Raw genomic sequence first — 24,476 nt, 5'->3', positions numbered from 1 at the left:
ATAATCCCTTAGCAAGGGATCGTGGTAAATAGTAAGGGGATAATTAAACGCCCCTAGTCCAAATAAGGGGCGTTTAAGGTATGTTAAATAATGAGAGAATTACTCAGTGCTACATATCGTTTGGTTGATTGTTATCACCTTATTTGGTTAATGATTTACGGGTAATGACAACTCATTGTTTAATGTGTTTTCAAGCATTTCATCTTCGTACCATAACAAGTCACTGCGATTGGCGTAACGGTCAGCGAATGACATCCCTGAACTTAATTCATATTTCAGCGTGCTTTTAAGGCGTTCAAAAGCTTGTTCTGCGGCTTCTGTTGAGGCGGTTGAATGTGGATTTATTCGGACTTCTGCAGTGCGATAAGCGGCGTTTTCAACGACTTCTCGATAGCTTGAATTAACACTATTAAATGGCCCAACAGCAAACATGATGTCTTCTGGTGGAATGTTCAGTGTCGCTATTTCATTCAATGATTCGTCTCGTAATAGCGTATCTACCGTTTTTCCGCCGTGATTAAGTTCAATCGCATAAACATACCCACGCTGACTATCTAAAGCATAATTGACTGCAACAGATTGTTCTGTACTGGTTGAAATAACACCACGGATACCACGAGTATGATGAGCGAGCTGAACATACTCAACGGGTTCTATTCTACGATTGAAACCTGAATGGAATATTTCATCAGGTAGTCGTGTATCACCACGGAACACGCGCGACCCATTTAATTCAGATTGATATCCTCTGTAAAAAGGGAGGTTCTGAATTTCTTTTTGCGCTTCAGTGCTTAAGCGGTGTAATGCTTTTGTATCAGATAGATAACCATAAGGGTTGACTTGCTGCTCTAATTCGTAAGCTTCAAGATCTCGTCCCCCTGTCATATCTGCATATCCAGAGCCTCCAATGCCTTGAGGCTCTGGTAGATCTTCTGGCAGTAAGATCTCCGATTGTTGGCTATGGTTTGGCGTATAATCTGAAGAGATCTCATTGGTTTCGATATCTCCACTGCCACCATTTCCTCCTCTTAAACCACCTCGTTCAAGCCATTGAGGTTCATTATTCTCTATATTAAGTGCTCGAACTACACGACTATCGTTGATCAGTCTCCCACTTAATGGATCTATTTCTTTAAAATAACCAAATCCATCGGCTCTTAATAAGGTACTTCTGCCACTCTCTGTTAACTGAACACCGAGTAACTCTTCGCCTGTTTGAGGATGAATCACAATTCGAGGCATTGATGTAAAATCATTCAAAGTGTGAGCAGAAACCCCCTCATTTAAAAGAACTCGGTTGGGCAGTAAGCTAATTTCTTTTTCAGCAGAAAGGGCGAGTGATTGACCATATTTTACCATCACGGGAAGTATGGTGGCGGTGCCAAGAACGGCGGCATTAACGGCACTCATGCGAGTTCCTGTCAGCCGTTCAGATAACGAATCGCCATTGACTGCTTTATCTAAACTAAGTCCAAATTGAGTGCTACTCAAAGAAAGAGTTAAGGGAATACCAAGTTCAGGAATTAATATGTCAACGACTGGGAAAAGGATGACCAAGCTGTTAGCAATAGACAAGATATAATCACGCTGAGACTCGGCATTCGATTTTATCATGGTGTCTCCATCACTGCTCATGCGTGCTTTTCGCAATTCAGTCATTCTGGCAAAGACATTGCCCGTCACAGGGTGGTGTTTCATCATAAAATAACGGTCATTCCAATTGCCATTAACGAGTTGAGTTAACGCACTGTCTACACCAGAATATGTCGTTCCATCTTGACGTAAATAAAGGCTAAAGTGGTTGAGTAACGCTTTCTTATTCGCAGGATCTTGGAGTCGTTTATACATCGTTTTTTTCAATTGACGTTCTGTACGATAAGCAACAAAGGGTTGCTCACTTCCCGGAATGTATAATACGCCTCCAGATTGCCCTGCTTGTTCGATTAACAACATGTCTGTCGCGTCATACCCATAAATATCGAACCGATAAACGTGAATATTTGCAGGGCGAGCTGGTTTTAACAGAGTAAGAACGAGTTGGTAATTATCTTGTTCTAGTAAACCAAGTTGATACTGTTGATGTGCTGAAAAAGCAAAGCTGTCACGCATCAGTTGAGTATAGCGTTCGCTATTATTAGCCCAAAATCGAGTTAACTCAGCAGTGTAAGACGTTTGAATGTCTAAATCTGAATAGGTGATATCCCATAATGCAGACGAGAGCAGACGTACTTCATTACGCTCATCGAACATGACGCCCTCTGCGCCTTCGGTATATATTCCCGTATCTAGATTGATTGTATCAGGGAACGAGTCCCTAAATTCATTGAAGACATTTAACATGACGGCTTGAGTTACCGTGTAAGATTTAGAAGGGGTTTCATGGTGTGCCCACCCATTATAACTGCGTGAACTGCTCATCGCTCCTCTAAATTCATTATAGAAAATAGCGTCAGGGTCAATGTTTGAATAACCATGTTTTGTTAATGCGGCTTTGAGTTCTTTGGACGTAACAGCAAGAGGATCTGGGATTGTTTTCATCAACTCGGCGTAGTCGCGCACAAAATGAAGTCGCCACGCTGTATCGAAACGATGACTAGGGACTTGGTCTATGGGCTCTACATTTGCTTTCACTTGAAAAGAAATATAAAAAGCAGCGAATATAACGATCAATAGTAATGTTTTAATTGCTTTTGATTTCATGAGTGATCCTAATTAAAGAATGAATGTGGTTTAGAGGTGGTAACATTTCTATTCATTACAACGGTTAGAAACAAGAAATGGGATTAAAATAACATTGGTAATATGTCGCTGGATCTTCTTCTGCAGAGACATTAAATGTAAAAATAGACGCAAGAAAGAGGATGGTGAGCATAATTTTATTCATGATGTGTACCTTTATATTATGAGGTTTTCTTATGATTTATTGTGTTATTACGGCTTATTTTTGGCAGCAAATTCCAATGAGATTACTTGTCGTAATCATTAATAATGCCGAAAGTTAAACGACTTTATTGTTATCAGTTTTCTAATTAACGGCTCTAAGGGCGATGGTTTTCAAAGCGGTATTTAAGATCAATGATATGGTTGTTTGGTAGCGTGAGCTTTACATCGAGAGCATCAGGTAATTGATCGCCATCGGTGTTTTGATAGCTGTATTGATATTGTGTGACGTTATCGCCGCTGGTTTCTTTAAGATATTTAATCGGCAGGAAAGCAAGTCCAAAGAAGTCCATATCAACTTTCCATTCTTTTATTGGATCCACGTAGTGAACGCCATATATCAATGAACCATCATCAATGTAATCCAACTCGACCATTCTAATAATATGGTCTTTTTTCTCATGGGTGGCTTTTTTGATCTCGCCGTTACTGTAGTATTCCAACTTCAGGGTATTTCTATCCAAAACGGTATGATTCAGTTTTTTAATTTCTTTTACTCTTTTTAGGCGTCCGTTAGAGTAATAGGAATAGCGGTAAACGAGTTTCGATTTATCTAAACGGTCATCTGGTTTTTGAACTCGTTTTATTAAATTACCATCATCGTTGTATTTATATTTAATGGTATAGGTTGTTTCTGGTGCTCCTTCTAAATTAGAAACATGATCGTTAAACACTTTCTTACGTTCAATGCTAACGGCCTTTGTATTGTTGAGCTCTTGATATTCGTATTCAGAGATAAAGTTTTGTTTTGTATGCTTTATATGAGAGTTAGGGTTATTGTGCTTCATCAGAGCCTTTGCTACTTTCACTGTTCCATCAGGGTTATATTCGTAGTTAAAAATACTGTCTAGATACTTACGTTGAGTGATTTTATTTTCTTCATTATAACGGTACTCTCCGACGGAACTTTCCTTATCTTCGACGATCTTAATAAAGCTATGTAGGCGTAAATCGTTACTTATGACCGACTGTTGATCGACATAATCTTCAAAAATAGAATAGCGATCATAAGCATAAACTTGAGGTGCTATCACAAAAGCGACAGCAGCAACGGCGCATTTTAGATTCATGGTATTTACTCTTAGTTAATAATGAAAAATGGTTAACAGGGCATCTGATAATGGTGCTCCCCCCTTTAGCTGATTTCTTTTGTTTTGATCAATGTAATATGGAAATGATGTTGTTGATGTGAACCATTGATGGTGCTTTTTATTAACTATTTTCGTTTTCTAAAATACAGAACGTTTTCGCTTCACCTAGAGAAGGGGCTAATGTTATTAGGCTTGATCGAGCACCTGTGGCATCAACCAGTGGGAGCTGAGCGGTTAACTCATCGTCTTCATTCAGTGCGATAGAAAAAAGAGTCGTTGGATTGTAGAACGAAATTTGATCATGAAAATAAAAAGGCAAAGCGATAGTTTGGTGCTTGCCGTTTAATTCAAAAGCAGATTGGATTTTAGGGTCGCTCGAATCAGCAAAGCCAAATGTTTCTCTGAGGAAAGTATAAAGTTGTGGTCGTTGAGATTCTTTTTTAAATTCCTTAGTAAAAGCAATGATATCTGCGACATTAGGTGGTCGAGAGCCTGGGTGTTTTTCGGTACAGATCTGATCTAAGTAATCCCAGTAAGGGTCATCGGTTTTTATTTCTTTCCATTGTTCAGACGTAAATACATGCTCATTAGCAAAAGTAAAAAATGAAGAAGTGATTAAAATTGTTGATAATATTAAGCGTTTCATAGGTGTCCTTTTTCTTGTTATTCAGTATGTGGGGTTTATCGTCCGCATTTATGGGAACGATGCCAATGGGAATGTATCTCATTTATTATCTTGTGGCTATAGGGTAATGTCTTAATTTAACGTGCGATATTCGCTACGTTGATAATTTGTGTGATCACACATCTTTGAGGTAACGTAATATTGTTAGAAGCCATTTTATTGGCTCTTGGTGCGTTTTTATTTTTGTCAAAGGTAATGAGTCGTTTTCATTTAACGCATTTATAATCAATTTTTTAAGGTTATCTTCTTCTTGTTGTTTTATATAAAATAAATGGTTTAAACAAAGGCTAGTTAGAATGAAAATGGAAAGAAAGGAGATAATTTACAACATCTCAGTTCGAGTATAATAAGAGCTCTGGTTTGTTCATCTTCTATTCAGAAATGGAATGGTAGAGTGAACCTTCATTTATAAAGAGAGTAAAAATATGAAACAAATGATAGCGACGATATTTGCTTTATTCGTAGGTTTTTTTGTTCTGGTATCTAGTCTGATCTTTGCCATTGGATTTAGTGTGGTCGGCTTTATTATGTTAAAAACACGCAGTAAAAAAGTCGACAAAGAAGCAAGAATCATTGAAGGCGAATGCTCGAATGTGACGTATTATTGAGCATATTCAGTAATCAAATTGAATTAACGTGAATAAAGAGAAAGAAATCGCGTAGGAAAGATGAATTCTAACGTTACCTGTGGGATATTTACCTTATTAAACTGGTCTCAATTACTGACTGATTGAAAAACCATGGTGATTAAAGAATAAGGTGTCGAGGTGAACGTGGAAAAACTGATAACTGTCATTGATTTTTTATTGGCGCACAAAATGGTATTTAGTCTTCTTATCATTAGCCTTGTTTTACTTGTGCGTCATTTTACGGTTAAACGGATCCGTGGTGATATTGCTTTCTTAACAGAAGATCAGCGTAAATGGATATCACGCACGAAAAACGGCTCATTCAGCTTTATTGTTATTATTTTATTCATTTTATGGAAGTCAGAAATAAATGAATTTGCCTTATCGGTAACGGCGATAGCAGTGGCGATAGTGGTGGCGTCTAAAGAAATCATTCTATGTTTTACCGGATCGATTCAGCGAGCAAGTTCTCGCTCTTTTAGAATTGGTGATTGGATAGAAGTCGGAACATTGTGTGGGGAAGTTATTGAGCACAATATGATGGCGACAGTAATACAAGAAATCGATTTACACCACGGACAGTATAATTACACCGGAAAAACCGCCACCTTACCTAATAGTATGTTCTTCACTTACCCCGTTAAAAATCTTAATTTCATGAAGCGTTATGTTTATCATAAGTTTTCTATTTGTGTGCGAGATTTTGTTAATTTATACCCAACCTTGCCCGATTTATTAGAAAAAATAGATACGCACTGTGAAGATTTTATTGAGGTGGCTCGACGCTATAATGGCGTTATTGAAAAGCATGCGGGGGTTGATTTACCTGGCTCTGAGCCACATATCCATATTGCTAGCACATCGACAGGGGAGCAAAAAGTGTATTACGTTATTTTCTGCCCAACGGAAAAAGCCTCTCATTTAGAACAGCTTATCCGCCAAGATTTTATGGAGATGTATGAAAAAACGTTTCCTAAAAAAGAAGACTAGCATCGTTACTTATTCTTGCTAACGAGTCATGTAATTTTACTGCATTCGGCCTACTTAAGTTAAGTAGGCCGAATTGTATGTAAAAAGAAATTAGGGAAGCAAGGTTATGAATACGCTGGGTTCATCGCTCCTGTTAATATTGCTTTTGATACACTTTGGCAGCGGTTATTAGTGCCAAGTTTTGTTTGTGAATTGGTCAAATGGAACGCGACAGTACGTTCAGTACATCCAAGAATGATCGATATTTCCCACGTACTTTTCCCTTCGCAAGCCCACGCTAAACATTCTTTTTCTCGCTTTGTTAAATAATGAGTTGAGTCAGTATCATTTTTGTTAATCCGGTAATAACTATCTAAAAGAGCTGGGATAATAAGGGGTATATACATACAAGCCGTAGAAAAGAGACAGTCAGTAGATTGTTTTTTATTTGAATGAGCAAAGCTAATCATTCCAAAGCTTCCATTTATAGAGTGAATTGGAAAGCTAAACCCTGAATATAATCCTAATGATTTTGCTTCTTGGATTACGTTAGGTTTGTTTGTCTTGAGTGTTTTTTTTTCAAATATATCCCAAAGAATAGGCGAGTGATTAAAAAAGCAGTAATCTACAATAGGGTCATATTTAATTAAATTGGTTTTATCGTAATAATCACGCCATTTTTGTGGATAATTATCCAAGATCAACACATCTGGTTTTATCATGGATTTATTAGAAATTATAGAAAATAAATAATATTCACAATTAAGAATGTTAGCTATTTCTATTAAGCATTGATTAATTTGATCATTACTGCTTGATGAATTTATTTTAGTGATGATTTTTAATGTGTCATGAGGAGCGATATAGTTCATTACGTTTCTCTTTATCTGACGGTTATTATTATCTTGCTTCTTGTTATATTTGTTATTATAAAAAGCTTATAGCATTAAATTAAATGAACAATGTTGTATGAATATCTTAGATGTGATCAATGTCGCGTTTTTTTGTTGTTTTGTTGTTTTTTTGTTATTTACGCAATGAAATAACGCTACATTAACATTTAAGTGTGATTTCTGTTCCATATTTAATGTCGTTTTATGTTGTTAAATTAGAAGTGATACTCTGTAAAGTTATACAGGTTTACCTAAATAATTACCCTGCTATAGTTTTCTAAAATAAGGAAGCAGAGTGATGACAATGACTTAAAAAGTAGGTTATAAATATTCTCCATCAAGCTTTAAACAAAGGATTAAATTAAATAATTTTTCTAGTATATGCATTTGATAATCATCGTGTTTGTTAATTAACGAATTACTTTAGTAAAAATCAGATAAATAAAAAATTAGATTTTTACTTAATCTATCAATCGGTTCGTTGTGTTTTAAGTCTCAGTTGATTTTTAAACAGTTATAAATTAGTCATTTAATAAAAATTTAACATTATTTTAAATATATTAATAAGGAATGAAATGATTAAAAAAATTCCAATTATCATCGGCGGTGTGATTCAAGATGAAGGGAACTTGAGAGAGTTAATATTAACAAATGATACTAAGGTATCCATTTCTATTGTTGATGATAATCATATTAAAAGCATCATTGATAATGACGTTATTAATAATTTAAGATTAAATCAAGTAGTTAACTTTTTATATACGGTTGGGCAGCGATGGAGAAGTGAAGAATATACTCGTCGACGGGCATATATTCGAGATTTGAAAAATTTTCTTGGTTATTCAAATGAAATGGCAAAACTAGAAGCGAATTGGATTGCCATGTTGTTATGCTCTAAAAGTGCCTTATATGACATTGTCCAACATGACTTAGGATCATTGCATATTATTGATGAGTGGATCCCTCAAGGGGATTGTTATATTAAAGCATTACCAAAAGGAAAATCAGTACATTTGCTGGCAGGTAATGTCCCCTTATCTGGAGTTACCTCCATTCTTCGAGCTATTTTGACTAAGAATGAATGCATTATTAAAACGTCTTCCACTGATCCTTTTACTGCTACCGCTTTAGTCTCAAGTTTTATCGATGTTAATGCCGATCACCCTATTACTCGTTCAATGTCAGTAATGTACTGGTCACATAATGAAGATATGTCATTGCCGAAAAAAATAATGAATCATGCTGATGTTGTTGTTGCCTGGGGAGGGGGTGAAGCCATTAAATGGGCAGTAAAGCATTCGCCACATCATGTCGATATTGTGAAATTTGGGCCTAAAAAAAGTTTGAGCATCATTGATGATCCTGAAGACATAACAGCCGCTGCGACAGGCGTTGCTCATGATATCTGTTTCTATGATCAACAAGCGTGTTTTTCTACGCAAAACATTTATTACATAGGTAATAAATTAAACTTTTTTATTGATGAACTAGAAAAAAAATTAAATGTGTATGCCAAAATATTACCTAAAGGATGTCAAAATTTTGATGAAAAAGCCGCTTTCACTTTAACTGAGAAAGAGTGTTTATTTGCGGGTTATCAAGTTAGAAAAGGAGAAAATCAAAGTTGGATAATTATTCAATCTCCTTTAGATGCGTTTGGGAATCAACCATTATCTCGGTCGGTATATATTCATCAGGTTTCTAGTATTGAAGATATTCTTCCTTTCATTAATAAAAATACGACACAAACCGTTTCAATTGCTCCATGGGAGTCATCATTTAAATACAGAGACAAACTCGCTAAGCATGGGGCTGAACGTATTGTTGAATCTGGTATGAATAATATATTCCGCGTTGGTGGTGCGCATGATGGTATGCGCCCATTGCAGTATCTTGTTAACTACGTATCACAAGAAAGGCCGTTCAATCACACAACAAAAGATGTTGCCGTCGAAATAGAACAAACACGTTATTTAGAAGAAGATAAATTTCTAGTCTTTGTCCCTTAATATAAAAGGAAATTATATGGAAACTATATTCTCAACAATTGATCATGTTATCTCCCTTGAAAATGATAAAACGCTTCGAGTTTGGGAAACATTACCCAAAGAAAATACATTAAAAAAGAATAATACGATTCTGATTGCTTCTGGTTTTGCTCGGCGAATGGATCATTTTGCGGGATTGGCTGAATATCTTTCAAGTAATGGATTTCATGTTATTCGTTATGACTCTCTTCATCATGTTGGATTAAGTAGCGGTAACATTAATGAATTTTCAATGTCGATTGGTAAAGACAGTTTATTAACAGTAATAGACTGGCTTAAAGGACGTAATATTGAAAATTTAGGCCTTATTGCTGCCAGTTTATCTGCTCGAATTGCTTATGAAATAGCAAATGAAATTGACTTGTCCTTTCTGGTGACCGCTGTGGGGGTTGTAAATCTTCGTGATACGTTGGAGAAAGCTCTAAAATACGATTATCTGCAATTGCCAATTGAACAACTACCAGAAGATCTTGATTTTGAAGGGCATAATTTAGGGTCAGAAGTTTTTGTTACGGATTGCTTTAAGCACCAATGGGACACGTTAGGCTCGACGATAAATAAAATGAAAGATTTGGATATTCCATTTATTGCCTTTACTGCTAATGATGATAATTGGGTCAAGCAAAGTGAAGTTTTGGATCTGCTTATTAGCCTTAATTCAGAGAAATGTAAACTTTATTCTTTAATTGGTAGCTCTCATGACTTAGGTGAGAACTTAGTCGTATTACGAAATTTTTATCAGTCAGTAACTAAAGCGGCCATCGCTTTAGACCATGGCTCGTTGGATCTTGATGTCAATATGACAGAGCCACGATTCGAAGACATAACGAGCGTGACTGTAAAAGAGCGTCGATTAAAAAATCAAATTGAAAATGAGTCTCTAGAATTCGCGTAATTATCATAGCTAAATAAACCATTCAATAAAAATAAAGGAAGATATTATGAAGTTCGGAAATATTTGTTTTTCATACCAGCCACCAGGTGAAAGCCATAAACAAGTGATGGATCGCTTTGTTCGACTCGGTGTTGCATCCGAAGAACTTGGTTTTGATACTTACTGGATTCTTGAGCACCATTTTACTGAATTTGGTCTTACCGGTAATCTGTTTGTTGCCGCTGCTAATTTACTTGGCCGAACAAAAACGCTGAATGTTGGAACAATGGGCGTTGTAATACCAACGGCTCACCCTGTTCGACAAGCTGAAGATGTTTTGTTATTGGATCAAATGTCCAAGGGGCGTTTTAATTTTGGGGTTGTCCGAGGTTTATATCATAAAGATTTCCGAGTGTTTGGCGTCAATATGGAAGATTCACGCGAAATAACACAACATTTTCATCAGATGATAACGACAAGTTTGAAGTCTGGAATGATAAGTTCAAATAATGAATATATTGAGTTTCCTGATGTTGATATTTATCCAAAAGGGTATTCCAAAGAAGTGGCAACGTGCATGACGGCTGAATCTGCCAGTACAACCGAGTGGTTAGCTAAGCAAGGATTACCCATGGTGTTAAGTTGGATTATTGGAACCAATGAAAAAAAAGCTCAAATGGAACTTTATAATGAAATTGCGACAGAATATGGACACGATATAGCGACTATTGACCATTCGATGACATTTATTTGCTCCGTTGATCATGATGGAGATAAAGCTCGTGAAGTGTGCCGATCATTCCTCGCTAATTGGTATGACTCTTATGTCAATGCGACGAACATATTTAAAGATAGTAATCAAACTCGTGGCTACGATTACCACAAAGGTCAGTGGCGAGACTTTGTTTTACAGGGCCACACTAATACTAATAGACGTGTGGATTATAGTCATGAAATTAATCCGGTAGGCACGCCTAAAGAATGTATCGACATCATTCAACGAGACATTGATGCTACGGGCATTACAAATATTACCTGTGGCTTTGAAGCAAATGGCAGCGAAGATGAAATTGTCGCTTCTATGGATCGTTTTATGACACAAGTTGCCCCTTTTCTGAAAGACCCTAAGTAACGATACGTACTTAAATTTAATATAGTAAGGAATACATTATGAAATTTGGATTATTTTTCCTCAATTTTCAATCTAATGGATCTACTTCAGAAGAAACACTCGATAATATGATCAATACGATCGCTCTCGTTGATTCTTATGATTATCATTTTGATACTGTTTTTATTAATGAACATCACTTTTCTCTTAATGGTATCGTTGGTGCCCCAATTACAGCGGCTGGTTTTTTACTCGGGTTAACAAATAAACTGCACATTGGTTCTTTAAACCAAGTGATTACTACTCATCATCCTGTACGTGTAGCAGAAGAATCGAGTTTATTAGATCAGATGTCTGAAGGCCGTTTTATTCTTGGTTTGAGTGACAGTGAAAATGATTTTGAAATGCTCTTCTTCAAACGTGACTTAGTCTCTAGACAGCAACAATTTGAAGCCTGTTATGAGATTATAAATGAGGCATTAACGACGGGTTATTGCCATCCTCAGAATGATTTTTATGACTTTCCGAAGGTGTCGATAAACCCCCACTGTTTTAGTGAGAATGGACCTAAACAATACGTGGTTGCAACCAGTAAAGAAGTGGTCTCATGGGCAGCTAAAAAAGCATTGCCTTTAACGTTTAAGTGGGAAGATAGCCTTGTTATTAAAGAAAGTTATTCGGTACTTTATAATAAAACCGCAAAACAATATGGTATCGATGTTTCAAATATCGAACATCAATTAACGCTGATGGTTAATTTAAATGAAAATGGTGATGTTGCTCGTGAAGAAGTAAAACAATATGTACATGACTACATTATTGAAACGTATCCAAATATTGATCATGAAGAAAAAATAAAGACAATCATTAAAGAAAACGCAATTGGTACTTATAATGATTATTATGAATCAACGAAACTTGCCATTGAAAAAACAGGCGTAAAGACTATTCTACTCTCTTTTGAATCAATGTTAGATAAAAATAATGTTAAAAACGTTATTGATATGGTGAATCAAAAAATAGTTAAAAACCTTGCTTAAGAGTATATAAAAAGAATGACAGAATTAACTCTGCCATTCTTTTATACATATTTATTACTTCAATAGCTTAGGAGTCACATGAATAGTCAAGCAACGATTGAAAAAAATAACATTATAGCAAGTTCAGAAATTGATGATCTTATATTTATGAGTACGCCACAAGAATGGACATTTGAAGAGCAGAAAGAGATTCAAAATAAACTGGTTCGAGAGGCATTTCATTATCATTACAATAGAAGTAAAGAGTATCGGGAATATTGTACAACTCAACATATGAGTGAAAATATTCATTCAATTGATGATATTCCAGTCTTTCCTACTTCTGTTTTTAAATATTTAAAACTGCATACATTAGGTGAGGATGAAATTGAAAACTGGTATACGAGCAGTGGCACTAGTGGTATTAAAAGTCATATTGCCCGCGATCGCCTTAGTATTGAACGTCTACTTGGTTCTGTTAATTTTGGAATGAAATATGTCGGTGATTGGTTTGAGCATCAAATGGAATTAGTTAATCTTGGCCCTGATCGTTTTAATACTAATAATGTTTGGTTTAAGTATGTGATGAGTCTGGTTGAGTTACTTTATCCCACTGAGTTTACCGTGAATGATGATGATATTGATTTCGAAAAAACCGTGCATCACTTATTTCGTATTTATAAGACAAAAAAAGATATGTGCTTAATTGGCCCTCCTTATTTTGTGTATCTCTTATGCAAATACATGAATGAGCATAATATTAAATTCGATGCTGGGAAGCGATTACATGTCATTACTGGTGGGGGATGGAAGTCGAATCAAAATGAGTCTTTAAATCGTAATGATTTTAATCAAATGGTGATGGATACCTTTCAGTTAGATAATGTAAATCAAATTCGCGATACATTTAATCAAGTTGAGCTAAATACGTGTTTTTTTGAAGATGAATTTCAAAGAAAGCGAGTACCACCGTGGGTGTACGCTAGAGCGCTTGATCCTGAGACATTACAGCCTGTTACTGATGGTGAACTAGGGTTGTTGAGCTATATGGATGCATCATCAACTGGTTATCCTGCTTTTATTGTGACGGATGATGTCGGTATTATTCGCCATATTAAAGCACCAGATCCATACCCAGGAACAACGATTGAAATAGTAAGAAGGTTAAATACTCGAGCTCAAAAAGGGTGCGCTCTTTCTATGGCAAGTACATTGAAATAGATAACGAGATAAGGATTATATATGCGAGTTAACTGTAAAGTATCAAAAATAGAATCAGTAAAAAACAATATATACAAAGTATATATAACACCAGCTAATGTTATCGACTTTAAAGCGGGCCAATACCTATTTATTGATTTAAATGATAAAAAACAACCATTCTCGATTGCAAATTGCCCAACAGAAAAAGGATCTATTGAGTTACATATTGGTAGTTCCGATAAAAGTAGTTCATTAGATGCAATGGAATTTTTTGTAGATGCTTTAATTAAAAATAAGAATATCGAAATTGATGCACCTCACGGCGAAGCATGGTTACGTGATGATAGCAGTAAACCACTACTATTAATTGCGGGTGGTACAGGGCTTTCCTATATTAATAGTATCCTAAAAAATTGTTTGAATAGAGGATTCACTCAGCCAATTTACATTTATTGGGGAGTGAAAAATAGTGATTTTTTATATGCAGATAGTGAATTGGCAACATTATCAATACAGCATAGTAATTTGCACTATGTGCCAGTGGTTATTGAAGATAGTGAAGAGCGTTGGTTAGGAAAAAAAGGAACGGTTCTTTCTGCGGTAATGGGTGACTTTGCGGATCTAACATTATTTGATATTTATGTGTGTGGCCCGTTCATGATGGCTAAGGCAGTAAAAGAGCAATTGATATTAGAAAAAAATGCAAGGCCAGATCAAATGTTTGCTGATGCTTTTTCGTATATATAATCAAGAACTGAATATGAAAATTAGAAGTCCGACTGCGTTATTCTACATAGTCGGATCCTATTATTAATATAACGGGTTCATTGCTCTTGTTAAGATCGCTTTTGATATACTTTGGCAGCGGTTATTTGCTCCAAGCTTTAGCTGTGAGTTTGCTAAGTGGAAGGTAACCGTTCGTTCAGAGCAACCTAATATTTTTGAAATTTCCCATCGACTTTTACCTTCACAACTCCAAATTAAGCATTCTTTTTCTCGTTTTGTTAACTTTGTGTGTACCTGTTGTTCTTCTTTAGTTATTCGCTGATTGCTATCTAATAATTCAGGAAGAATTAAGGGAACGCTCATACAGGCATTAAGAAAAAGGTTATCGATATATTTTTCTTTTTGAGAACTCGCAAAACTTATCATTCCAAATCCCCCATCCTTTGTATGAATAGGGAAACTGAATCCAGAATATAACCCTGATATTTTAGCTTCTTCAATCACATTTATTTGATTACTCATTTTTTTTTGTTTTTCAAAAATACTCCAATTAATAGGGGAGTGATGAGAAAAGCTATAATCAACAATAGGGTCATCTTTAATAAGATTTGCTTCATCGTAATAGTTTCGCCAATATAATGGGTAGTTATCTAAAATTTTAATATCAGATTTGATCATGGTTTTTTGACTAATAATAGCTAATAAATAATACTCGCAATGAAGTATCTTAGTTAGTTCTTGTAGGCATAAACTCATGTCGTTGTTGGTTTGAGATAATCGAATTTTATTGATGATTTCAAGCGTTACGTTTATGTTGACTAGGTTCAAATCTATGTCCTTTACTTGACGGTACAGCGGTGTTATTACCCATTAAGTGTTAATATTGTATATAACATTAAATTAAATTATTAGAGAGAATAATTCGTCATAAATCCGATTTTGCTCACACATTAAAGATGATTTTGTGCTCTAAAAATAAGATTCATTCCTGTAATATTGTACAGGTTATAAGGAGGAAATTTGCCTGCTATAGTCAGTTAAAAGATTAAAGGGGGTCAGGATGACAATAATGATAAGAAAATCCGAGTTTACTACTATTCCTATCCATGAATACAATGGAATACTTAGTCTACGTTATCAAGTGTTTAAACAAAGATTACAGTGGGACTTACTTTCAGAAAATGATCTTGAATCCGATCAATATGATAATTCTGAAGCGGCATATATATACGCTTGTGATGATGCAGAAAAGGTAAATGGATGCTGGCGTTTAATTCCAACGACAGGTGATTATATGTTGAAAACAGTATTCCCTGAATTACTTGGTGATCAAGCTGCACCAAACGATCCTAGCGTTGTGGAATTAAGTCGTTTTGCTGTTGGAAAACATAGTTCCAAAATGAATGAGTCAGCAAGCGAAATCACAATGAAGCTTTTTGAGGCAATCTATATACACGCAATAAGCCATGGTATTACTGAATATGTAACAGTAACATCGACAGCAATTGAGCGTTTTTTAAAGCGAATTAAAGTGCCTTGTCACCGTATTGGCGATGAACAAGTACACCTATTAGGTGAAACAAAATCGGTTGTTTTATCAATGCCGATTAATGAACAATTTAAAAAGGCTGTATTAATATAATAATAACGTAAGTTGGCATAACTATAAAAATAATTCTTTAGTAAATTATTGTGGTTAATAAATTGTGGCGATTTATTATTTGTCATTCTCTAATAGTTTAGATAAAGAAAGTAGAAGTAATATTTAACAGAATAATTTTAGATAAACAAAGAGATATTCTTTGTGTTTATTTCTATAATTATATTTTTGTTAATTGGGTAAAAATTATCGGATAAGTAATTAACTTATCCGATTTTTTATTTTAATGCATCGAGCGGTAGCCAAGTGACTTCTACACCTGCTTGTGAAAACATATCTTGGCTGATCTGAATCTTCTCACCCCAACGAGATAAGAAATCTTCCGTTTGCTCTGGGCAATACACTTTTGAAATACCCGTTTGAATGATTTTTGCCGCGCAGTTAGGGCAAGGGAAATGGGTTACCCAAATATCGCAATCTTCTAAATCACGCTTAGCAAATAAAATCGCATTTTCTTCCGCATGAAGTGTTTTTAAATACTTTAATTCACGATCATCAGTATCTGCGCTGTCTGATACACCATGAGGGTAGCCGTTGAAGCCAACAGACACAATGCGGTTGTGCTTTGTAATCACAGCACCCACTTGTGTTGAGGGATCTTTACTCCAAGAACCGACTAATTCAGCCATCTGGAAAAATCGTTTTGCCCATTTAGAAACCATAATTCAGCCCTTTGTCTCTGTATTTAACTAATATAAATTTATCTATATCATAAGCTTATAACACAGTTTGTGACTGTCAATAAGCGTAAAGCATCAATCGTTATTAATAACGCTCAATCTATCCGAAAACCGGATGGATACCAACTTTTTCAATCTTAAATACTGTCATAGAATCGCCTCAATTCATTGTTGTTACTGAGGTAAATTATGACAACATTTCATGCAGATTCATCCATTACTCGTACTTTTTGGCGTTATGCCATCCCTTCTATAGCTGCAATGGTGGTGAGTGGACTGTATCAAATTATCGATGGGATCTTTGTGGGTCACTATATCGGATTTGAAGGACTGGCTGGTATTAATATGGCGTGGCCAGCAATATGCATATTAGGCGCTTTAGGTGTCATGATAGGCATGGGAACCGGCAGTGTTATGTCTATTTATCGGGGCCAAAATAAATTAGAAAAAACGAAAGTCGCGTTAACGACAGGGTTTTGGTTACTCGTCATATTAAGCCTTATTGCGATTATTTGTATTGTCTTTTTGGCTGAAAATATTTTGCATGCCCAAGGTGCTGAAGGTAAAAACTTTGAGTTTGCGGTGGATTACATCAATGTCTTAATGTTTGGTGGATTCTTTACTGCGTGTGCAACGGCTTTACCAATGCTGGTGAGAAACGATGAATCACCGAATGTAGCGACTTTTTTATTGGTGGTTGGTGCATTAATTAATATCGTACTGGATTATCTATTTATCGGCGTGATGGGCTTAGGGTTATCAGGGGCTGCATTAGCCACTTTGATTGCACAAGCGGTTGTTACAGTGCTTGGTATTCACTATTTCTTTACTAAGCGCTCAAGTATTCAATTGACGATGAAAGAAGTGTTGTTTTCTCGTAATAAGGCAAAGCAATCTTTAGCGTTAGGCTCTTCGGCATTGGTTATGTATATGTACGGCAGTTTTGTGGTTGCTATGCATAACGCGTTAATGATGCATTATGGCTCGGCAACGACAGTCGGGGCATATGCGATAGTTGGCTACCTATTTATGTTGTATTACCTTCTTGCCCAAGGCATTGCGGAAGGCGCACAGCCGCCGATCAGTTACTATTTTGGATCACAAGAAAACAAGAAGGTGTACCAAATATTTAAATTGGCACTCAAGTGGGTCACAATTACAGGCATTGCTTGGGTCGGTATATTGAATATTTCACCAGAATTTACGACGGCTTTATTTACAAATGGTGATCAATCATTAATTGCGGAAACCATTGTTGGTATTCGTTACCATTTATTCGCTATTTTCTTAGATGGCATTATTGTGTTGGTGACGATTTATTTCCTATCTGTGAATGAAGGTAAGAAGGCAATGGTGATCTCAATCAGCAATATTATTATTCAATTGCCATTTTTACTTATACTACCTAAATGGTTTGGTATTGATGGAGTATGGCTAGCCATGCCAATTTCAAACATCGCGTTGATAGTTTGTATTGCGCCAATGGTTTGGAATCATTTAAAAACACAAAAAATAATACAACCAATGCCATTAGCGGCTATTCTTCAGCACACAAACCACGTGTGATTAGAATAAAGAAAGAATAAAAATAGGAAGTTTTTTATTCGAGTTTGTACTCTTTTTATTTAACTCTAATCGAATAGACTTAACCATAGGTCTATTCGATTTTTTTGATTAAGGAAGAAAAATGACAGAGTTTGAGAAAATGATAAATGGACAGATATTTAATGGTGGTGATCCTGAAATAGATGCCATTAGAACTCGCGCCACTCAAACCTTATCTGCGTTTAACCAAGCAACGGATCAACCTAAGCGCAGTGAGCTACTTAGTGAATTGTTTACTCAATTTGGTCAAAGCGTTATTCAATCTCCGTTCTCATGTGAGTTTGGTAAAACGATTTCTATTGGTAACCAAACGTTTATTAATATGAATGTGATCATGCTTGATGGAGGCTCAATAACCATTGGTAATAATGTATTGATTGCGCCTAATGTTCAGTTTTATACGGCATCACACTCGCTTGATTATCAAAGTCGTCGACGTTGGGAGACTTTTTGCAAGCCAATCGTTGTTGAAGATGATGTGTGGATCGGAGGCAGTGTCGTAATAAACCAAGGCGTCACCATCGGGGCTCGATCGGTCGTTGCGGCAAATTCAGTCGTTAATCATGATGTACCTGCAGACTGCCTTTATGGTGGAGTACCCGCAAAATTAATTAAACGACTCGATCAAAATTAACAGTATATACGCCATTTTTGAGGTTAACTTGCCGATAAATATTATATTATGAATTTATATATAACTTTATTAACAGCCGTTTAAAATTAGGTCAATATAGTTATTGACCTAATCGCAAATCAGGAATATAAGAATATAAAAATTACAGCCTATTTTAGCTGTAATAGTCTATTTATTAGTTAGAGGTTTACATTGGATATTGCCATTTTACTTTTTTTAATTGTGATTAATGGTGTGTTTGCTATGTCAGAAATTGCATTGATGACAGCAAAAAAGAGTCGATTACAAAAATTAGCGGCAGAAGGAAGTAAGTCTGCGGCAAGAGCGATAAAACTGGGTGAAGACCCAACACAATTTTTATCTACCGTACAAATAGGCATTACCGTTATCGGTATCCTTAACGGTATTTTGGGCGAAGCCGCCCTTGCGGGTCCATTGTCTGAGTTGATTATATCCTTAGGCGTTCCTGCAACCCTTGCACCGACGATTTCAACAATCTCAACGGTAGTTATTATTACGTACGTTTCTATTGTTGTGGGTGAGCTTGTACCAAAGCGTATCGCTCTGTTCCACGCAGAGCGTATCTCGACGTTAATTGCAGGCCCTATTGGGTTGCTTGCATTAATCTCTAGACCGTTTGTCTTCCTATTGTCTATTTCTACCAATGGGATATTGCGTTTGTTTGGCCGTTCTAACACGGATGAAGCGTCGATTACTGAAGACGATATTCATGCACTATTGCATGAAGGATCAGAGCAAGGCGTGATAGAAAAACAAGAACATACAATGATGCGCAATATCTTCCATTTAGACGATAGAAAAGTCGCTTCATTAATGACACCAAGAAGTGAATTAGTCTATTTTGATACAGAACAATCGTGGGATGAAAACCTACCTAAATTGTTGCGTTCAGACTATTCAATCTATCCCGTAACGCGCGGTGGCATGGATCACGTTCTGGGTTTCACAACGTCTCGATTCTTATTAAAAGCGTCTCATCAAGAACATCGTACAAAATGGTTGATGCGTAACTTGTTGCCATGTTTAACGATTCTAGAGAACAAATTCGGCAGCCAATTGCTTGAGTTATTAAGAACCACAGGCGAAGAAATTGCGCTTGTTGTGGATGAATACGGTGATGCTCAAGGTATTGTAACTCAAAAAGATTTATTAGAAGCGCTTGCAGGTGAGTTTAAGTCAGAAAACCCAAATGATTCATGGGCTGATAAAGTATCAGATGAAGAATGGGTACTCGATGGTTCCATCCCAATCACGGTATTAAAAGACACATTAAATCTAAAAACATTACCTGAAGAGAAAGAGGCCGACTATCAAACCTTAACCGGTATGTTTATGTGGTTGACGAGCAATGTTCCAACTATTGGTGATTCAGTTCAATACCAAGAATGGAATTTTGAAGTACTCTCGGTTGATAATAACAGAGCAAGCAAAGTACGAGTGACTCGTATTTAAAAAATAAAGGATATGTTGAAAGCGATGATGGATCGTATGAGTGCTTTCATTTGTAGTGCATCATGCTATCTAATTTATGCTGCATTTAATTATAAATGATTAGTGATAAATAATAAAATCTATGAATAATATAAAGAAAATGTTTTTTTTAAAACTTTGCTTATTTTTCGTTTTGTTTTTTGGGGTTTTCTCATCTTTGTTCTATTACAATGCATTATCGATTGGAATTTTAGAAAAGAAAATTAATATTAAATATCAAGAGCTAGTGGATATAACTAAGCGAACTCATGGCTATTATATTAATGCAAATGAAACAATAAGGAATTCTGGTATTTATAAAGAAGACAATAACGTAGGTGTTATTGTAAATAAAACCGGAAAGGTGAAGGTATTATCACCAGCAATAAGTTTATTGTATCAAAGTTTATCTGAAGTTATGAATGAAAAATATATATGGACGGTTGCTATTTTTGAAAAAATTCATGATGTAGATGATGAATATACGGGGAATGCCTACTATAAACCGTTAAGAGATAATTATATTAAAATTAATTATGAATCAAAAAATGATACATTAATGTTAGATCGTATAGTAGAACTAGAAGGTTTAAATGAAACTTATAAAGGGTTTCATAATGATGATATAAGAATAACAGATGTTTATAAAGAAAACTTATCAAATGAAAAAATATATTCTGTTATATATCCGATCTATTTAAATTCAAACTTGGTGTCTGTAATTATTGTTGATATTAAAGACGGGTGGAACGATTCATTAGTTAATGACTTTAGTAATAAAAAATGGAGGTATATTACTGAAGCTAAAGGATTTGATTGGGCTACATTTAATATAAATATACCGTACACATTAAATAATGCATCATTAACTGTGAGTATAGATATATTCAAACTGTTAGCCATTAGTTTTTATATTACTTCTGTTATTTATGTATTTGCGACATTTTTATATCGTTTTTATCTAAAAATTCACAGTGTTCAATGTAATGATCGGATGACCGGTTTTTTGCGTCGAGATTTTATTGAGAATAAATTGAAACGAGTAGAGAAAGCTTTTTTCCTAATTATAGATATAGACTACTTTAAATTAGTTAATGATAACTATGGACATGATGTTGGTGATCAAGTCATCAAAGTCGTAACCCAACGTATAAAAGAGAGCATTAGAGATCATGATATTGCGATTCGGTGGGGTGGTGAGGAGTTTGTTATTATTTTCTATCAAATGGATTTTAATTCTTTTAAAAATAAAGCTGAAATGATTAGAGCAAGAATAGAAAATGAACGAATAGAAGATATGGATATTACAATTTCTATTGGAGGCTCTGAACAGCAAGAATCTGAATTGGCTTTGGAAGCGATAAAAAGAGCAGATAGGGCTCTTTATCAATCAAAAAAAATGGGGCGTAATCGTGTGACTTTAGATAGGAATAAATATAATGCGTAAGATAATGGATAGTACTTATTTGAAGGTATTCTTATTCTTGTTTCTATTGTCTTTTTGTATATTATATCAATATAACAAATTAGAAGCTAATTCATTTAGAATGGAGTTTCATGAAAAAATCACAAAGCTGTATGATACAGTTAGAAAGATTACGCCTTTCTATTTAAATACAACGATGATAGATCTTAATAAAGGAACTTATGTACGTGATAATGTTTCTATTATGGTTGATGAAGACAGTAAGGTTAAAAAATTATCTAGTGGTATTAATTTATTAGAGGCAGAGTTGAGAAACTATATTGGTGATGATTATTGGAGTATAGCGATCCTAGAAAAACTTGAATCTAATATTAACATCGCCCATTTTAAGCCATTGCATGAAGTTCATGTTAGATTGAACTCTAAAGAAGTATCAGATTTAAGTTGGATTGATAGGATTCTAGATAACGAAAATATGTCAAAAAGTTATCAAGCTTTTGCTCAATGTGATCTTAAATTAACAGAACCTTATATAGAGCAATTTACAGATGAAAATGTTAGAAGTATATTTTATCCAATTTATGAAAATAAAAAATTAAGAGCCATATTTCTTTTGGACATGAAAGTCGGTGTTTTCTCAAATTGGTTAAATAATTTTAATAAAAAAAGATATAGTTTTTTGAACTATGGCAGTGATCATGTCTTCTCCTTATCCAGTGATTTGATTGATATACCTTGTACTCCGGTAAGTAACAAAATAATTCTATCTATAAACATGGTGAATTTATTGATGTTAAGTTTAGGTGTTTCCTTGGTTGTAACATGTGTGCTATTTTTAATTAAGAGTTCTCTATATCGATTTCTATATTATTATCGGTTAGATAATATGACAGGGTTATATCTACGTGATTTTCAGGAAGAAAAACTGAATCGAACGTCAGGAAAATCGATTATCATTATCGATATTGATAATTTTAAAGCAATTAATGATCAATATGGTCACTTTCACGGTGATCTAGTAATTAAAGAAGTTTGTCATCGAATTAAAAAATACGTGAGAAGAGGTGACATGGCGATTCGATGGGGTGGTGAAGAGTTTGTTATTGTATTAAATGACATCTCATACACAGGTCTACTAAATCGAACAGAAGCCATTCGATATTCTATAGCGATAGAGTCGATTGCAGGAATCAGTGTCTCAGTGTCTATTGGAGCGACTACAGGTAAAACGCTCTCTTTTAAAAAGGCATTTAAGCTGGCAGATACAGCCTTGTATCAATCAAAGCATTCTGGAAGAAACAGAGTGACGGTATTGGAAGCGTAAACTAAATGAAATTTATTTGTAATAGGTACATCGTTTGTATTTTTATTATTTTCATAGTTTCTAAATATGTAATTTTTTCCGACTACAAGAGATTCGTTGAATCTAATGTTGAAGGCACTATAGCAAAAATCGAAATAAAGTTGGATAAAGCAAAAGAAACGGTTCAAGAACTGGATCAGTTTAAAGATAAAAATTGCCAAGAGATGATGATACCTTTGCAAAAGATAGTGGCATTAAGTCCTACGATAAACAGCATTTCTATTATTCGAAATGGTCAATATTATTGTAGTTCAATTGTGGGTATGAACATCTCAAAAAAAGCAGTTCCAGAAAAAGAAATTAATATAAAAGAAAAAGATACATTAACTAGTCTACCTGCAATTTCGTATTATCATCGCTATGATGAGGCCAATGGCATTCAATTTTTCATGAAAGGTATTCCGTTTGACTTAGAAGAAAACCGAGTGGGAAACGTCATCTTGTCTAATCAAGAGTACACGATATCAAAAGAGAACCAGTTTGGATTACACAAAGCCAATGAGGAAGATAATTATCCATCGGCAAAGTATGATTTTTTAATTTTACTTAAATACGATGCGGCGTCTTCAGTGAAGAATTACTTAATAGATAATCGACTTGTTATTGTTATTTCACTGCTCGTGATGGCTTTGCTAAAAGCGTTGTCCGTAAAAAATACGCTGTTTAATATAGAGTTCTTTACGTTAAGAAAAGCGATAAAAAACAATAGTATAAAGCCATTTGTGCAACCGATCGTAAATGAAAAAGAACACATTATCGGGGGAGAAGTGCTTGCTCGTTGGATAACCGAAAAAAGGGGGATAATCTCGCCACTTGAGTTTATTCCTAAAATTGAAAAATTTGGTTTGATGAATGCGATGACAAAATCGTTGTTAGGTCAATTAATTGAGTGTTATCAAAACAGCCCCAAAAGTGAGTTAAGGATAAGCGTTAATTTAACGGAAAGCTGTCTGTATGACGATGGCATATACCTTTTGTGTAAACAACTGTGTGACAAGTTTGTATTGGTATTAGAGTTCACAGAATCGACTGAGTTTGAAGACAGACACAACATTATCTCATACATGCAAAAATTCAGAGCGGTAGGGGTGAAGTTTGCGTTAGATGATTATGGAAAGGGCTACTCATCATTGCAGTATTTGAATTATTACCAATTTGATTTTGTGAAAATTGATAAATCATTTATTGATGATATTGAAACAAACAAACAGTCTCTGAAAATAGTAGAGAACATTATTTTATTGGCGAATAATTTGAACATAAACCTGGTAGCGGAAGGGGTAGAAAATCAGAATCAGAAAAAGATCCTGAATGATTTGAACATCTCATCGCATCAAGGTTTCTTGTACTTTAAACCGATGCCACTCAATGAGTTTTATTTAAAAGTAAAACGATAAAAGTGACTCAATAGAAAGGGGAGAGACTAATT

At 35.1% G+C, this 24,476-nt stretch carries 21 protein-coding genes; 15 read left to right on the top strand and 6 right to left on the bottom strand.

The genetic code is table 11. The annotated features are described in order from the left end of the window. Positions 1 to 147: 147 nt before the first annotated feature. The 3 genes from A6E04_RS02315 to A6E04_RS02305 form a co-directional block, all read right to left on the bottom strand. Positions 148 to 2,700: a dermonecrotic toxin domain-containing protein gene (locus tag A6E04_RS02315; RefSeq protein ID WP_065609714.1), complete on the bottom strand. Its 2,553-nt coding sequence runs from the start codon at positions 2,698 to 2,700 to the stop codon at positions 148 to 150. Positions 2,701 to 3,038: 338 nt separating this feature from the next. Continuing rightward, positions 3,039 to 4,010, bottom strand: a complete 972-nt coding sequence (locus A6E04_RS02310; protein ID WP_065609712.1) for a hypothetical protein — start codon at positions 4,008 to 4,010, stop codon at positions 3,039 to 3,041. A 142-nt stretch (positions 4,011 to 4,152) separates the two neighbouring features. Further along, positions 4,153 to 4,677, bottom strand: a complete 525-nt coding sequence (locus A6E04_RS02305; protein ID WP_065609710.1) for a hypothetical protein — start codon at positions 4,675 to 4,677, stop codon at positions 4,153 to 4,155. Between the two features lie 464 nt (positions 4,678 to 5,141). Between A6E04_RS02305 and A6E04_RS02300 the strand changes: the two genes are divergently transcribed. Together A6E04_RS02300 and A6E04_RS02295 are read left to right on the top strand one after the other, a co-directional pair. Continuing rightward, entirely contained in the window at positions 5,142 to 5,324 is a 183-nt protein-coding gene (locus A6E04_RS02300) for a hypothetical protein (RefSeq protein ID WP_017021698.1), read from the top strand. A 165-nt stretch (positions 5,325 to 5,489) separates the two neighbouring features. Continuing rightward, on the top strand, positions 5,490 to 6,335 hold the full coding sequence (locus tag A6E04_RS02295; RefSeq protein WP_026025428.1) for a mechanosensitive ion channel family protein: 846 nt from the start codon (positions 5,490 to 5,492) through the stop codon (positions 6,333 to 6,335). Between the two features lie 104 nt (positions 6,336 to 6,439). Here the strand turns inward: A6E04_RS02295 and A6E04_RS02290 are convergent, their stop codons facing one another. After that, positions 6,440 to 7,186 (bottom strand): LuxR family transcriptional regulator, encoded by a 747-nt coding sequence (locus A6E04_RS02290; protein WP_017021700.1) that lies wholly within the window; start codon positions 7,184 to 7,186, stop codon positions 6,440 to 6,442. A gap of 596 nt (positions 7,187 to 7,782) precedes the next feature. Here A6E04_RS02290 and luxC point away from each other — a divergent pair. The 6 genes from luxC to luxG all read left to right on the top strand — a co-directional run bounded on the left by luxC (position 7,783) and on the right by luxG (position 14,209). Then, on the top strand, positions 7,783 to 9,216 hold the full coding sequence (gene luxC / locus A6E04_RS02285; protein WP_065609708.1) for a long-chain-fatty-acyl-CoA reductase LuxC: 1,434 nt from the start codon (positions 7,783 to 7,785) through the stop codon (positions 9,214 to 9,216). 16 nt (positions 9,217 to 9,232) lie between these two features. Then, positions 9,233 to 10,150, top strand: a complete 918-nt coding sequence (locus A6E04_RS02280) for an acyl transferase (protein ID WP_065609706.1) — start codon at positions 9,233 to 9,235, stop codon at positions 10,148 to 10,150. A 46-nt stretch (positions 10,151 to 10,196) separates the two neighbouring features. Continuing rightward, positions 10,197 to 11,261 carry a luciferase subunit alpha gene (gene luxA, locus A6E04_RS02275; protein WP_017021703.1) on the top strand — a complete coding sequence of 355 codons (1,065 nt, stop codon included), beginning with the start codon at positions 10,197 to 10,199 and terminating at the stop codon, positions 11,259 to 11,261. Between the two features lie 38 nt (positions 11,262 to 11,299). Then, the gene (gene luxB / locus A6E04_RS02270; protein WP_023602905.1) at positions 11,300 to 12,280 is read left to right on the top strand and encodes a luciferase subunit beta; all 981 of its coding nucleotides are present in this window, start codon (positions 11,300 to 11,302) and stop codon (positions 12,278 to 12,280) included. A gap of 78 nt (positions 12,281 to 12,358) precedes the next feature. Then, positions 12,359 to 13,480: a long-chain-fatty-acid--protein ligase LuxE gene (gene luxE, locus A6E04_RS02265; RefSeq protein WP_065609704.1), complete on the top strand. Its 1,122-nt coding sequence runs from the start codon at positions 12,359 to 12,361 to the stop codon at positions 13,478 to 13,480. Positions 13,481 to 13,501: 21 nt separating this feature from the next. Further along, positions 13,502 to 14,209: a flavin mononucleotide reductase LuxG gene (gene luxG / locus A6E04_RS02260; protein ID WP_017021706.1), complete on the top strand. Its 708-nt coding sequence runs from the start codon at positions 13,502 to 13,504 to the stop codon at positions 14,207 to 14,209. Between the two features lie 63 nt (positions 14,210 to 14,272). Here the strand turns inward: luxG and A6E04_RS02255 are convergent, their stop codons facing one another. Further along, on the bottom strand, positions 14,273 to 14,944 hold the full coding sequence (locus A6E04_RS02255; protein WP_422614042.1) for a helix-turn-helix transcriptional regulator: 672 nt from the start codon (positions 14,942 to 14,944) through the stop codon (positions 14,273 to 14,275). 304 nt (positions 14,945 to 15,248) lie between these two features. Between A6E04_RS02255 and A6E04_RS02250 the strand changes: the two genes are divergently transcribed. Beyond that, on the top strand, positions 15,249 to 15,830 hold the full coding sequence (locus tag A6E04_RS02250; RefSeq protein WP_017021709.1) for an acyl-homoserine-lactone synthase: 582 nt from the start codon (positions 15,249 to 15,251) through the stop codon (positions 15,828 to 15,830). Positions 15,831 to 16,066: 236 nt separating this feature from the next. Here A6E04_RS02250 and A6E04_RS02245 read toward each other — a convergent pair whose 3' ends face one another. Continuing rightward, the gene (locus A6E04_RS02245; RefSeq protein WP_012552207.1) at positions 16,067 to 16,510 is read right to left on the bottom strand and encodes a dCMP deaminase family protein; all 444 of its coding nucleotides are present in this window, start codon (positions 16,508 to 16,510) and stop codon (positions 16,067 to 16,069) included. Between the two features lie 207 nt (positions 16,511 to 16,717). Between A6E04_RS02245 and A6E04_RS02240 the strand changes: the two genes are divergently transcribed. The 6 genes from A6E04_RS02240 (at position 16,718) to A6E04_RS02215 (ending at position 24,444) form a co-directional block, all read left to right on the top strand. Then, a complete protein-coding gene (locus A6E04_RS02240; protein WP_065609702.1) occupies positions 16,718 to 18,094 on the top strand; it encodes an MATE family efflux transporter in 1,377 nt (458 codons plus the stop codon). 121 nt (positions 18,095 to 18,215) lie between these two features. Next, positions 18,216 to 18,767 carry a sugar O-acetyltransferase gene (locus A6E04_RS02235; RefSeq protein ID WP_017021711.1) on the top strand — a complete coding sequence of 184 codons (552 nt, stop codon included), beginning with the start codon at positions 18,216 to 18,218 and terminating at the stop codon, positions 18,765 to 18,767. Between the two features lie 192 nt (positions 18,768 to 18,959). Continuing rightward, positions 18,960 to 20,240 carry a hemolysin family protein gene (locus tag A6E04_RS02230; RefSeq protein WP_065609699.1) on the top strand — a complete coding sequence of 427 codons (1,281 nt, stop codon included), beginning with the start codon at positions 18,960 to 18,962 and terminating at the stop codon, positions 20,238 to 20,240. A gap of 121 nt (positions 20,241 to 20,361) precedes the next feature. Beyond that, a complete protein-coding gene (locus A6E04_RS02225; protein WP_065609697.1) occupies positions 20,362 to 21,705 on the top strand; it encodes a GGDEF domain-containing protein in 1,344 nt (447 codons plus the stop codon). Further along, positions 21,698 to 23,008 carry a GGDEF domain-containing protein gene (locus tag A6E04_RS02220; RefSeq protein WP_065609695.1) on the top strand — a complete coding sequence of 437 codons (1,311 nt, stop codon included), beginning with the start codon at positions 21,698 to 21,700 and terminating at the stop codon, positions 23,006 to 23,008. The genes A6E04_RS02225 and A6E04_RS02220 overlap by 8 nt, the downstream gene beginning before the upstream one ends. 5 nt (positions 23,009 to 23,013) lie before the next feature. After that, a complete protein-coding gene (locus A6E04_RS02215; protein ID WP_065609693.1) occupies positions 23,014 to 24,444 on the top strand; it encodes a cyclic diguanylate phosphodiesterase in 1,431 nt (476 codons plus the stop codon). Positions 24,445 to 24,476 lie beyond the last annotated feature (32 nt).

It is taken from the genome of Aliivibrio logei, assembly GCF_001691055.1.
Lineage (GTDB): Bacteria > Pseudomonadota > Gammaproteobacteria > Enterobacterales > Vibrionaceae > Aliivibrio > Aliivibrio salmonicida.
This window is presented reverse-complemented; position numbering and strand designations above follow the sequence as displayed.

What these genes read in the sequence shown, in the direction of transcription:
- A6E04_RS02235 (WP_017021711.1), top strand. Translation starts at nt 18,216, where the DNA reads ATGACAGAGTTTGAGAAAATGATAAATGGACAGATATTTAATGGTGGT.
- A6E04_RS02310 (WP_065609712.1), bottom strand. Translation starts at nt 4,010, where the DNA reads ATGAATCTAAAATGCGCCGTTGCTGCTGTCGCTTTTGTGATAGCACCT.
- A6E04_RS02300 (WP_017021698.1), top strand. Translation starts at nt 5,142, where the DNA reads ATGAAACAAATGATAGCGACGATATTTGCTTTATTCGTAGGTTTTTTT.
- A6E04_RS02250 (WP_017021709.1), top strand. Translation starts at nt 15,249, where the DNA reads ATGACAATAATGATAAGAAAATCCGAGTTTACTACTATTCCTATCCAT.
- A6E04_RS02280 (WP_065609706.1), top strand. Translation starts at nt 9,233, where the DNA reads ATGGAAACTATATTCTCAACAATTGATCATGTTATCTCCCTTGAAAAT.
- luxG (WP_017021706.1), top strand. Translation starts at nt 13,502, where the DNA reads ATGCGAGTTAACTGTAAAGTATCAAAAATAGAATCAGTAAAAAACAAT.
- luxC (WP_065609708.1), top strand. Translation starts at nt 7,783, where the DNA reads ATGATTAAAAAAATTCCAATTATCATCGGCGGTGTGATTCAAGATGAA.
- A6E04_RS02255 (WP_422614042.1), bottom strand. Translation starts at nt 14,944, where the DNA reads ATGAGTTTATGCCTACAAGAACTAACTAAGATACTTCATTGCGAGTAT.
- A6E04_RS02240 (WP_065609702.1), top strand. Translation starts at nt 16,718, where the DNA reads ATGACAACATTTCATGCAGATTCATCCATTACTCGTACTTTTTGGCGT.
- A6E04_RS02225 (WP_065609697.1), top strand. Translation starts at nt 20,362, where the DNA reads ATGAATAATATAAAGAAAATGTTTTTTTTAAAACTTTGCTTATTTTTC.
- luxA (WP_017021703.1), top strand. Translation starts at nt 10,197, where the DNA reads ATGAAGTTCGGAAATATTTGTTTTTCATACCAGCCACCAGGTGAAAGC.
- A6E04_RS02290 (WP_017021700.1), bottom strand. Translation starts at nt 7,186, where the DNA reads ATGAACTATATCGCTCCTCATGACACATTAAAAATCATCACTAAAATA.
- A6E04_RS02305 (WP_065609710.1), bottom strand. Translation starts at nt 4,677, where the DNA reads ATGAAACGCTTAATATTATCAACAATTTTAATCACTTCTTCATTTTTT.
- A6E04_RS02245 (WP_012552207.1), bottom strand. Translation starts at nt 16,510, where the DNA reads ATGGTTTCTAAATGGGCAAAACGATTTTTCCAGATGGCTGAATTAGTC.
- A6E04_RS02315 (WP_065609714.1), bottom strand. Translation starts at nt 2,700, where the DNA reads ATGAAATCAAAAGCAATTAAAACATTACTATTGATCGTTATATTCGCT.
- luxB (WP_023602905.1), top strand. Translation starts at nt 11,300, where the DNA reads ATGAAATTTGGATTATTTTTCCTCAATTTTCAATCTAATGGATCTACT.
- A6E04_RS02220 (WP_065609695.1), top strand. Translation starts at nt 21,698, where the DNA reads ATGCGTAAGATAATGGATAGTACTTATTTGAAGGTATTCTTATTCTTG.
- A6E04_RS02215 (WP_065609693.1), top strand. Translation starts at nt 23,014, where the DNA reads ATGAAATTTATTTGTAATAGGTACATCGTTTGTATTTTTATTATTTTC.
- luxE (WP_065609704.1), top strand. Translation starts at nt 12,359, where the DNA reads ATGAATAGTCAAGCAACGATTGAAAAAAATAACATTATAGCAAGTTCA.